The organism is Thermoflexibacter ruber (assembly GCF_900113045.1).
GTDB classification, from domain to species: domain Bacteria; phylum Bacteroidota; class Bacteroidia; order Cytophagales; family Thermoflexibacteraceae; genus Thermoflexibacter; species Thermoflexibacter ruber.
In genome coordinates this window covers 97647-110337 of record NZ_FONY01000008.1, presented here as the reverse complement: position 1 = coordinate 110337, position 12691 = coordinate 97647, and the positions used below count along the sequence as shown (strand labels likewise).

10 protein-coding genes are annotated in these 12691 nt (G+C 37.2%); 8 read left to right on the top strand and 2 right to left on the bottom strand.

The features are described from left to right. The first annotated feature begins 90 nt into the window (after positions 1 to 90). The 6 genes from BM141_RS06275 to BM141_RS22815 all read left to right on the top strand — a co-directional run bounded on the left by BM141_RS06275 (position 91) and on the right by BM141_RS22815 (position 7141). Positions 91 to 1023 (top strand): PorP/SprF family type IX secretion system membrane protein, encoded by a 933-nt coding sequence (locus BM141_RS06275; protein ID WP_091541925.1) that lies wholly within the window; start codon positions 91 to 93, stop codon positions 1021 to 1023. A 171-nt stretch (positions 1024 to 1194) separates the two neighbouring features. Beyond that, positions 1195 to 1833, top strand: a complete 639-nt coding sequence (locus tag BM141_RS06270) for a Uma2 family endonuclease (RefSeq protein ID WP_091541921.1) — start codon at positions 1195 to 1197, stop codon at positions 1831 to 1833. Between the two features lie 126 nt (positions 1834 to 1959). Further along, entirely contained in the window at positions 1960 to 2349 is a 390-nt protein-coding gene (locus BM141_RS06265; RefSeq protein ID WP_143090828.1) for a hypothetical protein, read from the top strand. A gap of 8 nt (positions 2350 to 2357) precedes the next feature. Continuing rightward, entirely contained in the window at positions 2358 to 2636 is a 279-nt protein-coding gene (locus tag BM141_RS06260; RefSeq protein WP_091541913.1) for an SHOCT domain-containing protein, read from the top strand. Positions 2637 to 2697: 61 nt separating this feature from the next. Beyond that, complete coding sequence (locus BM141_RS06255) at positions 2698 to 4689, top strand: OmpA family protein (protein WP_091541910.1); 1992 nt, start codon at positions 2698 to 2700, stop codon at positions 4687 to 4689. 199 nt (positions 4690 to 4888) lie between these two features. Beyond that, a complete protein-coding gene (locus BM141_RS22815; RefSeq protein WP_177217284.1) occupies positions 4889 to 7141 on the top strand; it encodes an OmpA family protein in 2253 nt (750 codons plus the stop codon). Positions 7142 to 7191: 50 nt separating this feature from the next. Here BM141_RS22815 and BM141_RS06245 read toward each other — a convergent pair whose 3' ends face one another. Together BM141_RS06245 and BM141_RS06240 are read right to left on the bottom strand one after the other, a co-directional pair. Continuing rightward, on the bottom strand, positions 7192 to 8100 hold the full coding sequence (locus BM141_RS06245; protein WP_091541903.1) for a DUF4249 family protein: 909 nt from the start codon (positions 8098 to 8100) through the stop codon (positions 7192 to 7194). A gap of 107 nt (positions 8101 to 8207) precedes the next feature. Next, a complete protein-coding gene (locus BM141_RS06240; protein WP_091541899.1) occupies positions 8208 to 10583 on the bottom strand; it encodes a TonB-dependent receptor in 2376 nt (791 codons plus the stop codon). Between the two features lie 252 nt (positions 10584 to 10835). Here BM141_RS06240 and BM141_RS06235 point away from each other — a divergent pair, with 252 nt between their 5' ends. Together BM141_RS06235 and BM141_RS06230 are read left to right on the top strand one after the other, a co-directional pair. Beyond that, on the top strand, positions 10836 to 11270 hold the full coding sequence (locus tag BM141_RS06235; protein ID WP_091541895.1) for a (4Fe-4S)-binding protein: 435 nt from the start codon (positions 10836 to 10838) through the stop codon (positions 11268 to 11270). 327 nt (positions 11271 to 11597) lie between these two features. Beyond that, on the top strand, positions 11598 to 12674 hold the full coding sequence (locus BM141_RS06230) for a Gfo/Idh/MocA family protein (protein WP_091541892.1): 1077 nt from the start codon (positions 11598 to 11600) through the stop codon (positions 12672 to 12674). Positions 12675 to 12691: the final 17 nt, after the last annotated feature.

The following is a 12691-nucleotide window of genomic DNA, read 5'->3' as shown; positions in this document are numbered from 1 at the left end:
TTTTCAGAACAACATATATACTGCATTGAATAGTCTATTTTTTTACGTGTTATCATGTAAAAACTAACACACGAAACATATAAAAATATTATGAAAAAACTTTTTGTACTCTTATTTCCTATCATATTGGCAAACACCCTCTTTGCACAGCAAGATGCGATGTTTACCCAGTATATGTTCAATGGCTTAGTGCTAAACCCCGCTTATGCAGGAAGCAGGGAAGTATTGAGTGCCACGGCCCTTTACCGTAACCAATGGGTAGGCATTGATGGTGCACCCAAAACGGTAACTTTTTCCATGCACGCACCTGTACGCAACGAAAAAGTAGGGTTGGGTATCATTTTCTGTAACGACAGATTAGGGATTACCAATACAAATAATGTTGGTTTGAACTATGCCTATCGCATTACTTTCAAAAACAAGGCAAGACTTTCTTTGGGTTTGCAAGCCTCTGTTTTACAGTATCGTGCAGATTTTGCTTCCATTGCCCATTCTTTCTCACCAAGCGTTTTTGACCCTGCCTTTTCTCTGGTCATCAATCGTTGGTTGCCCAATTTTGGAACGGGAATTTACTACTACACCAATAAGTTTTACGCAGGGGCTTCCGTTCCGAATATTTTGCTTAATAGACTCAATGGAGAAGGGACAGTTTTCCAAGTAGGCGACAAAGCAAGCCAATATAGGCACTTATTTTTGACAACAGGCTACGTTTTTGACATCAATAAAAGTTTGAAATTAAAGCCTTCTATTTTGGTAAAATTTGTCCAAGGCGCACCCATAGAGTTTGATTTCAACGCCAACTTGTGGCTTTTTGATATGTTTGCCGTAGGTTTGTCTTACAGAACAAGGGATTCCATAGATGCGCTTTTTGAGTTCCAAGTAACGCCGCAGTTAGGCATCGGTTATGCGTATGATTATACACTTACGCCTTTGGGCAAATATACGTCTGGTAGCCACGAGATTATGTTGCGCTACGAGTTTGGTTTCAGCAAGACAAGGATTATTACGCCACGATACTTTTAAATTTGGAATGAAATACAGAATCTGGAATGGAAAGGCAAAATGTGGAATCTGAAATGAAATACAGAATTTTAATTTGTAAATTTGGGTAAATGTATATTCGTATTTATGCGAATTATTCAGCACAACTCATTTATAATTAATAATTTAAAATTCATAATTAAATAAAAAATTATGGTGACAACAAGTATAGCTGTCAAAGATTACTTAGACCTTTGTGAGAGGGCGGGAATGTTCTTTGAATATGTAGAAGGGCAAGTTTATTGGAAAAATGCCAATGAACACCCGATTGAAGACGAGTTACTTGCAAAACTATTAAATACTGATATTGAATTAGATACCAAATTTTTAGGAGAAATGCCAACCTTAGCACACAGAAGATTAGTTTCAAATCTGCACGGAATTATTTTTCCACTATTGAAAAAAACGTCTTTTGAAATTTTCAACCAAGATACGCATATTTGGACTGGCATAGAAGAACATTATCGCATTCCTGATTTGGTAATTACGGACAAAGAGCAAAGTAAGTATTTGGAAAATAGGTTTTTAACTAACCCCATTGTGCTAATAGAGGTACTTTCTCCTTCTACCCAAAAAATAGACAAAGATGATAAAGTAGAGGAATACCTAAGCATAGAAAATTTAACCGATTACTTACTTGTATCCCAAGACAAGGTGCAGGTGTGGCATTACAAACGCAATAAAGAGGACTCTTGGACGTACAAAATTATCAAAAACAAAGAGGAAAAGATTGATTTAGAAAGCATTAAGCTAAAAGTAAGTGTAAAAGAAATTTATGAGGGTGTTTTATAAATTTGCTTATTCAGTCCCATTAGGGACGACAGTTTTGTAGAAAATATAGTCAATATGAGTTAATAAGTCCTATAGGGCAAACTTACATCACATAATTAAATCTTTTATCATCAAAATATGGCAAATATGAAAATTTTAAGCACAGAAGATTTAAATGATAATCTTGGTAAAGAAAACTTTTGGACGCCAAAAAGATTAGTAAATAAAGTTTCATATATCTCTGGAATAGAATCTTTTGATACTCTCTTAGATGGCAAACTTTTTACAGAGGTTGTTGCTTTGATAAATCTAAGATATAGACCTTTGGGCTTACAAATAGAGATGATGAAAGGTTTTAAACATTATTCTGTAGGGATAAAAGAAAAGGATATTTTAAGTATTAATGTAGAAGATACTGAACAATTATATGAGTTGAAAGATAAATCGATTATTGGTAGGGCAATTGTTGGAGGATTAATTATGGGTCCCGTTGATGCAATAATTGGGGGTATGACTGGATTTGGTAAAAAGAAATAAAAGCAAATATGCCAGATATGATACTTAGCATAAATTATGAGAATGAAGGTAAACAAGGGATAATTTTATTCTCTTGTAAATATAAAGATAGAAAAGAGGTTGAGGCTTTTTTCAAAGATATTTATAAAGATAAGTTTCAGATTGTTAGACAAGAAACTATAAAAAATGAAAATGTAAGCGAAAATAGCTTTGCAGATAAAATTAAAAAATTAGCCGATTTAAAGGAAAAAGGGCTGATTACAGAAGAAGAATTTGTACAAATGAAACAGAAACTAATAAGCAGTTAATAATCTTTAATTAGTTTCTCTAACTTATAACTTATAATTCAAAACTCATAACTAACTGTTTATGAAAAAAATATATGCGGAGTGCATACTCACCATACTCATTTTTTTATTCATTGGCTCGCTTGCTCATGCCCAAGTGCTTCGCATGACTTTGGCAAACAAAAAGTACGAGCAGTACCACTACGCTGATGCGATTCAGATGTATGAGGCGATTGTGGCAGCAAACCCAGAAAATGCAGAAGCCACCGAAAAGTTGGCACATTGCTACCGCAAAATCAATGATAGCAAGAACGCTGAAAAATGGTATGCGAAGGTGGTAGAAACACCTAAGTCGCATCCAATCAATAAGTTGTACTATGCTCAATCTTTGGCAAAAAATGGCAAGTACAAAGAATCGCAAAAGTGGTATAATGCCTACGCACAAGCAGCAAAGGCTGACCCAAGAGGAAGCAAATTTGCCATGAGTTACAACGACTCAGTGATGGCAAATTTTTACAAGGATTCGGCTCGCTACAAAATCCAATTGGCAGAATTTAACTCTGAACAGGCAGATTTTAGCCCTATGTTTTTCAGGGAAGGCATTGTTTTCTGCTCTAATCGCAAAGATGGAAGCATAAGACAGGTAAAGCACACTTTTCAATGGAACAAAACGGAATTTTTGGACTTGTACTATACGAGCGGAGGCGAAGGGGTAGAAAAGCTCAACCAACGTTTGAACTCTCGCTACCACGAAGGACCTGTTACTTTTTTCCCTTCCCAAGATTCCATTATTTTTACCCGCAATAACTATTTGAATGGAAAATACAAAACAAGCAAGGACAAAACCAATAAACTGAAATTGTACTTTGCCAATACGAGTAGCGAAAATGGGGATTGGGGCAATATTAAAGAATTTCCTTATAATAACAATGAATATTCGGTAGGACATCCAACGCTCTCTACCGACGGAAGAACCTTGTATTTTGCCTCAGATATGCCGGGAGGATACGGAGGCACAGACATTTACAAAAGTGTTTACAGCAGAGGGAAGTGGAGCAGACCTGTAAACTTAGGTGCAGAAATCAATACCAAAGGCAATGAGATGTTTCCTTTTATAGATGAAAACGAAGATTTGTACTTTTCCTCTGACGGTCATGCTGGTTTAGGTGGCTTGGATATGTTTGTTTCTCGCAATAAAAATGGGAAATTTACTGCACCACAAAACTTGGGTGCTCCGCTTAATAGTAGCCAAGACGATTTTGGTTATATTTTTGACGAAGAGAGAGAAGAAGGATATTTTACTTCCAACCGTGAAGGAGGCGTAGGAGATGATGACATTTATACTTTTAAGCGCAAAACTTGCAAATTTATCGTGGTGGTAGTCAATGAAAAAACGAATGAAATCATCAAAAATGCCAAAGTAGAGGGCATAGAGGTAGAAACTGCAGTTAATTTCCCAGCGGAGAGTTTAAACGATTCTATTTACACTTTTAAGACAAAACTCAGAACAAATTACGATTTAAAGGCGTTCAAAGAAGGCTTCGAGGAGGGTAATTCTAAACTTTCAGAAGAAAAACTACTGAGATGTTTAGTAGGTGGCGAAGACATTAACGATACGATTTATATTCCTATTCGCCCCATTGAGGTTTTTGCCGACAATACCCCACAACCCAATAAGGACAAGCCAAGATTTAGGTACAAAGGCAATCCGAACGTGAAGGTCATAGAAGTTACCAATGTGTACTTTGACTTTGATAAATATTACATCAGACCCGATGCGGCAAAAGAATTGGACAGGGTGATTGAGATTATGAATCAATACCCTACGCTAAAAATCGAGTTGTCTTCGCATACAGATACCAGAGCAACTAACTATTACAACATTCGATTGGCACAGCGTAGGTCAAGAGCTTCGTATCACTACTTGGTTTCCAGAGGCATAGACCCCGAGAGATTAGTAGTTAATTCCTTTGGAGAGAATAAGTTAGCGGTAGATTGTCCTGATTTTAAGGATTGTAATGAAGAAGAACATCAGTTAAACAGAAGGACGGAGATTGTGATTTTGTCGTATTAGGTATTGTTTGCATGATTTAGTTGCGTCCCTAACGGGACTTTGGCGTGTTGATATAATTGATGTGCTACAAAGCGGCTGCCCCTAAGGGGCTTTATTGAAATTTTTTGTATTTGATGCCGTTAGGCATGACCGTTTTGTCGTAAAAGAGATAAACAAGAATTACAAAGCCCCATTAGGGACAGAAAGAAATATTGCATATATGAAAAATTTTTTACTTCCTATTTTGTTTTTTTGCTGTTTTGCCTCACTTTCGGCACAGAACAAACCCATTTATAACGACTTAACCGCCTTTTCGGGCTTTACGGCTGTCTATCAGCAACAAACACCTTTCATGGTGCAGGGAACGAAGCGTGGGGAAAAATATCATATCAAGTACAATTTTACGGGTACCGACGTACCACCTGAAGCTGAAAAAGTGTTGAATCACTACATTTCGCAGGTCAATCTGCGAAATGGGAAAATTTTAACCCAACAGAAAGGCACAGTTACTTTGGAGTTTCCAAAAGAAAAAACTGATGTGTGGTTACAGCTAAAGATTTTAAAACCAAGCTCTTATGAACTTATTTTGATAGAAAAAGAGCAAAGCAAGCAAGAGGAAGGAGGAATCTTTTTTGCTGATGCCAAAGATATTTTGGGAAGCAAAGATTACAGTTTATTACCCCGTTATCAAGGCTATGTAATTTGGGATTACAAGGAAGAGGACTTTTATATGGGCTTCAAACTTGCAGGTTACAAGTACCAAATCAACTATGTGTATGCAGATAGCACAAAAAATCCACCTGCTGACGAAAGTCTTGTAAATCACTACATTAACCATGTAAAAAAATATAACGGTAAAATCCTGACCAATGACGGTGCTTTGGCGACGATGGAATTTGTCAAAGACAATGTAAATAGATGGATTCAAATAGGTTCGTTTGGCAATGAGTATGAGCTAATTGTGGTGGAGAAAGACTTGAAAAAAGACTACAATGCGCCTGTGGTAAAAAACAAGCCCTACGATGTCAATGCTACACAAAAATCTCAAATTGTAGTGGCAGAAGATAAAAAAATTATTGATGACAAAGAGGTGAAAATGACACAGTTGCAAGCAACCAAAGCCTTAGACAATACAGGCAGGAACTTTGTAGTGAATGAATCTGCAACAATTAGCAATAATCAATTAACAATTAACAATCGTAACGGCGAACCGCAACAATCTAACTATTCAACTATTCAACAACCAACTATAAACAATCAACAACAAACCAAGGTCTTTCAACCTAATATTCAGATTACCAATATCCAACCAACTAACAACCAACAACTAACAACTAACAATTATCAACAACCAACTATCAGTAACCAACAAGCAATCAAAGAAACTGCTCAAAATTTTTATAGCAACCAAGATAAGCAGGGGAGCAGGGACTACGCACTTTTGCCACGCATGAATGGCTATATCATCGCAGAGTACAAAGAGGAAGATTTTTATTTGGGCTACAAATTGTCAGGCTATAAGTATCAAATTAACTACGCCTTCGCTGGGGAGGGAGTAAATCCTCCAAGTGATGAAAGCGTTGTAAATCACTATATTGCAATGGTTAAAAAATATGGTGGCAGGGTTTTGACGAATGACGGACCCTTAGCCACTGTAGAGTTTACCAAAGATAACATAAATAGATGGATTCAAGTAGGCTCGTTTGGGAGAAATTACGAAGTGGTGATTGTAGAAAAAGATTTGAAAAGAGATTATAGCGTACCTGTGGCAAGCAACAAGCCTTATTTTGTAGCCCCAACGCAAAAAAATGAATTGGTCGTAGATGAAAGTGGGAAAGTATTGGAAACCCAAAGTTCTCTGATTAATCCTTCTTTGACCTTAATTCCTGATAATGAGAAAATAAAAAGAAATTTTGTGGTGAATGAAAATCAATCTGGAATGAATAATCTTCAATCTGGAATTTCCAATCCAACAGCAAACAATCAACAATTTAACTATTCAACTATCCAACAACCAACAACCAGCAACCAACAACTATCAACCAACAATGCCTTCGTCAGCGCTCCTACCTCAGCGGGAAGTATAGAAGAATTGGTCAATGGTCAAATTTCCATGATGTTATCTACCAATGGCAGGGCAATAATGAAGCAGATTAACTTCAAGAATGAGGTTTCTACTGAACTGAGAGAAGATGCTTCTTTTTCTATTTACCTCTTGGCAATGTATCTAAGAAATAATCCTGACAAGAAATATTACATCATTAGCCATGTAGCAAAAGGCAAGGACTTAGGCAAAGACATCGCTCTTTCAGAGCGTAGGGCACAGGTGATAGTAGATGAACTCATGAAAATCTATAAGTTTGATAAAGACCGTATAAAGCCTAAAGGCTTAGGCTCGCTTGCTCCTATTGCTAATACAAATACAGAAAACGGGAGAAATGAAAACGACAGAATTGAAATTATAGAACAGTAAAAAAGTAAGTCAGTTTTTAGTAACTGACTTACTTGCAATCATAGTATTTTTTAGCCTTTACCTTTTTCTCCTTTTTTTAGTTCTTTGATAATCACCCCCCTACGATTGATTTCAGATACACAAAACCACCCTAAGACCTTGTTTGCTGGGTTTTGAGCCGAGATATTTGTTCTTACATTTTCAGGGATACGAGCAAACAAACCTCCATTGAGCATCTGCGCCTCTACTTGACGCAAAAACTCGTAAGTATCAGAGTTAATCGACCAAATTTCTACTCTTAGGCTATCCCCTTTTTGGAATGGGTCGTTATCATCTGTAATGCGGTTACGAATAGGGGGAATGAAAAGCAAGCCGTCTGAACCAAGCAGACCGGGCGTACTATTACGAGTAGCATCTGCAGCATAGTTGATATTGAAAGGATTGCTAACAAAAACATTGTTTTTGTAGCTTCTAATCCAATAAAAATCTTGCTTTCCTTTGGCATCTACTCCGTAAAAACTTGCATAGTAGCCCGCTTTGCTGTTCGGATTATTTTCTTTCTCATCGTACTCATAAACAATAGAATCTATAACCGTAGTACGATTAGAAGTACAGCGAGAAGTATAGATATTCTCTTGATAAGTTACAGTGAGCAAGTAGTCATCACCTACCTTACCTATGGGATTATTAGCTTGGTATTCGTAGTTTCCATTGCCTTTGTCCACAAATTGAAAGACTCCTCCACCGGTTTGATTAGTTACCGCAACAGTTGCGCCTCTAACAGGTGGAGTAGCCTCATTTTGAAAGTAAGGAGAAGTCAGAGAAAGCCTAATTACTTGCTTCTCTGCCTGTTGGTTGATAAAAGCGTCTATGGTCAAAATTTCCTTGCTCTCATTCAAATTTACTTTTATTACATCTTCGCAAGAGGAAAAGAAAGGCAGAATAAAAAGAATATATAGAGTTAATTTATTGATTTTCATTGTTATTTCTATGATTTAAATAGTTAGACAGTTGAATAGTTTTACTTCTTGGGATTCAATTTCATCGGTATTTATTAGCCTAATCCATATTACCTTGTTTCATAATTTTAAAATTTAAAATTATACGAAACCGCAGGAACGATAGAACCAATGATAGCCAAACGCACCGCCTCTGTATTCAAAGGAACATCTTGATTTCTACGGAAGTAAATAGTAAAAGGGTTACGGCGATTGTAAGCATTATATACTGAAAATACCCAGTTACTTTCCCAACGTTGATTCGGTTTTTTCTTTCTATTAATTTTGGTTACTGAAAAGTCCAAACGGTGGTAAGTAGGCACTCTAAAATTGTTCCTTGTCGCTTCTACATTGTATGGAATTACATAGTCCTGCACTTGCACCCTGCTTGTAGGGAAGGTTACAGGCGTTCCTGACTGAAGAACAAAGTTTGCAGAGGCACTCCAGTACTCATTGAACTCGTAGCTTACCGAAGTATTTAAGTTGTGAGGACGGTCATAGCGGTTTGGAAACCAATTGCCGTTATTTAGTCCTTCTACCTGTCTTTCGGTTCTTGATAGAGTATAGCTTATCCAGCCTGTCAGTTTTCCTTTATTCTTTTTTACATAAAGTTCTGCCCCATAAGCCCTGCCAATACCTTGTAATAAGTCCCCCTCCAAAAATCGGTTTAAGAGTAAGTCAGAGTTATCTATGAAATCTAACTGATTTTGCATATCTTTGTAATATACCTCTACAGAAGTTTCATAAGTGTTGTCTTGGAAATTTTTAAAAAGCCCTACGGCAAACTGGTCGGCAAGTTGTGGCTTAATATTGTTGGTGCTTGGAGTCCAAACGTCTACGGGAGTAGCAGCAGCAGTATTGGATACTAAGTGTAAATACTGTACCATTCTATTGTAACTTGCTTTGAGAGAAGTAGTAGCATTGAGTTCGAGATTCATAGAAAATCTTGGCTCAAAATTGCCATAGTTTTGGATAGTTTCCCATTGGTCGTAGCTTTTTACACTGATTACAGGACGGCGCGTATTGGGTTTTTCCTGTCCAAACTCGTAGGCTTCGCCCTTGCCCATGTATTGGAAAGTAGAATAGCGAAAACCGTATTGCAAGGTCAATTTTTCACCTATTTTTTGCTCATTGTCTATGTAAAACCCAGATTCTAAGGCATACTTAGGGTCTAAACTAATGTCGCTCTTGATATCATTGCTGGTAATCACCGCATTGCCGGGTCGGAAGTCATACAGAATGCTTTGCGCCCCGAACTTAATAGTATTTTTTGTATTGAGAAAATAGGTAAAATCAGGTTTGACGCTATAATTGATAATATTGGAGTTCCAATCAAAGCGAGAGCGGTTCACATCGTCTTTGAAGCCTATTTCATAGTCATAGTTGCTATAGAATGCCGTTAGGTTCATAAATAACCTATCGCTAAATAGGTGATTCCAACGCACTGTGCTGGTCGCATTTCCCCAGTTGAACTTGAAGCCCGAGCCAAACACATCTCGCCCAAAATAGCCTGAAACAAATACTGTATTTTTGGGATTAATCGTATAGTTTACTTTAGCTGTTAGGTCATAAAAGTAAAATTGGCTACCTCTCAAATCAGAACTTAGGAAAGGTTTTGCCAAAACATCTATGTAAGACCTACGAGCCGCTACGATGAAAGAGGCTTTGTCTTTGACTATGGGAGCTTCTATGGAAAGGCGACTAAAAATAGCCCCGATGCCTCCGTTCATTTCAAATCTTTTGCTATTGCCTTCTTTCATACGCACATCTAAGAGAGAGGAAAGTCTGCCACCGTATTGGGCAGGAATCCCACCTTTGATGAGTTTTACATCTTTGACCGCATCGGGATTGAAAACGGAGAAAAAACCAAATAAGTGAGCAGAGTTATAAACGGGGGCTTCATCGAGTAGTACTAAGTTCTGGTCTATCGCCCCCCCTCTTACATTAAAGCCAGTTGCTCCCTCGCCTACCGTAGCTACTCCGGGAAGTAGTTGGATACTACGGATTACATCGACTTCTCCCAAGAAAGCAGGTATTTTCTGGATAGTTTTGATGTCTAACTTATTGACACTCATTTCTATTCCTTTTATGTTCTGGTCATCTGCCTCTGCTTTTACCACCACCTCTTGGAGTTGAATATCTTGCTCAACAATTTCAAAATCCATTTTTACATTTCCTGCACTCAGGTCTATTTCTTTAATCAAAGGAGAATAGCCAATATAGGAAGCTACTAACTCGTACTTGCCTTTGGGCAGGGTCAGTGAATAGAATCCGTACTCGTTGGTAGTAGTCCCCGTAGTCGTACCTTTGATATACACATTGACCCCAATGAGTTTTTCACCATTTTTGCTATCTTTTACATAGCCGCTTGCGGTACTTTTCTCTGTTTGCTGTGCTTGTAAGTGATTGATTGAGAATTGATTAATAAAGATAAAAAAATAAATTAACCTAAAATAGTTTTTCATTGCTTTTTAAAGTTCAAGTTTGATTTTTGTGCATTTAGCAGTTGTAAGTTTAAGTCAAAAAATAGGATTGATGATAATGCTAAAACAAATTTTGCCTTTAATAACTACATTAATAACAATTTTTACTTGAAAAGGTTGCTTGAAAATCTCAAAAGGAATATTATGTTTAAGTTATCTTAACAGGGTTTTTATTTACTATTTGTTTATTCCAAATTAAAATGTAGCTTTGTAATACATCAACAATCTGCAATCATGGAAAAAGAGTACACCAATGGAGAAATTACTATAGTATGGAAACCAGACATTTGCATACACTCTACCAAGTGTTTTAAAGGACTGCACAGTGTTTTCAACCCAACAAAACGTCCATGGATTAATATGGCAGGAGCGGATACCGAAAAGATAATACCGCAAGTCAATAAATGTCCCTCTAAAGCCTTATCCTTTTATCAAAATGAGGCAAAAGAAAGTGAAAAAGCCTCCTTAGATGATGTAAATACATTGAGAGAAACCAAGATAGAGGTCATTCCCAATGGTCCTTTAAAAGTAGAAGGCAATGTACTCATAAAAGAAAATAATGGCATAGAAGTAAAAAAAGAAAAAGCATTTTTTTGTCGTTGTGGGGCTTCCTCAAACAAGCCTTATTGTGATGGTACTCACAAAAAAATAAATTTTCAAGACTTTTAATTTCCAAGACTGCATAAAGTTCAAAATTTATAAAGACAAGTAAATCAGCTTGTAAGAAGTTTTGTTTAATCTTACCTTGTTAAATTAATTTATTTTTAATGAAATAATGCAATTTGATACAACAAATGAAGTTTTTTTACGTTATTTGCATTGAAAGTTTAAAAGTGATACGCAGGCTTCCTATTATCCTTTGGGTATAGGCAGCCTTTTTTTGTAAAGACTTATATCAAAGTTTATCCTTCCTATTTTCTTGTTTTCACCTCAATTTTCTTAGCTTTGAGTAGAAAAATATTTCCTATTCAGAACGCCTAAATTTGAAAATAAACCATGAAACGCAGAGATTTTATCCAAAACCTTGCTATTGCGGGGACTACTGCCACAGTTTTTACCCCTGCGATACTTTCCTGCCAACCTGCTAAGGAAAAATTGGGCATTGCCTTAGTGGGTCTGGGGTATTACAGCACTGATGTATTAGCTCCTGCCTTCCAATACACTAAAAAATGTTATTTAGCGGGCATCGTTACAGGCACGCCTGCCAAGGCTGAGCAATGGAAAAAGAAGTACAACCTTCCAGAAAAAAATATTTATAACTATGAAAACTTTGATAAAATCGCTAACAATCCTGACATAGACGTAGTTTATGTAGTATTGCCTCCTTCTATGCACCGAGAGTTTGTCATTAGGGCGGCAAAAGCAGGGAAGCACGTCTTTTGTGAGAAGCCTATGGCGCCTACTGTAGCTGATTGCGAAGCGATGATTAAAGCCTGCCAAGACAATAAAGTAAAGTTAGCGATTGGTTATCGCTGTCAGCATGACCCTAATACACAAGCCTATATGAAATTGGGGAGAGAAAAAATACTTGGAAAAGTACAAATGATTAGCTGTGCGGCAGGATATTTTGACGGAAGGACGAACCACTGGAAACAACAAAAAGCTATGGGAGGTGGAGTGATGTACGACATGGGAGTATATGCCTTGCAAGGAGCACGCTTAGTTACGGGAGAAGAACCTATTGCTGTTACGGCACAGCACTTTACTACCAGACCAGAGATTTACAAAGAAGTAGATGAAACTACACTTTTCCAACTCCAATTCCCAAGTGGGGCAGTGGCTTCCTGCCAAACAAGTTTTGGGATAAATATGAACTACTTGCAAGTAAATTGTGAAAAAGGTTGGATAAAATTAGAGCCTTTTTCTGCCTATAATGGCAATAAAGGCAGTAGCTCACAGGGAGTCATTAATTTTGCCATTGAAAGTCAGCAAGCTAAGCAAATGGACGAAGATGCAGAAGCCATCATGCAAGGAAAGCCTCTTTTAGTACCGGGCGAGGAGGGGCTGCGGGATATAAGAGTAGTAGAGGCTATCTACGAAGCCGCAAGGACAGGTAAGCAAGTAAAACTGTAAAAATCTACACAATTTGC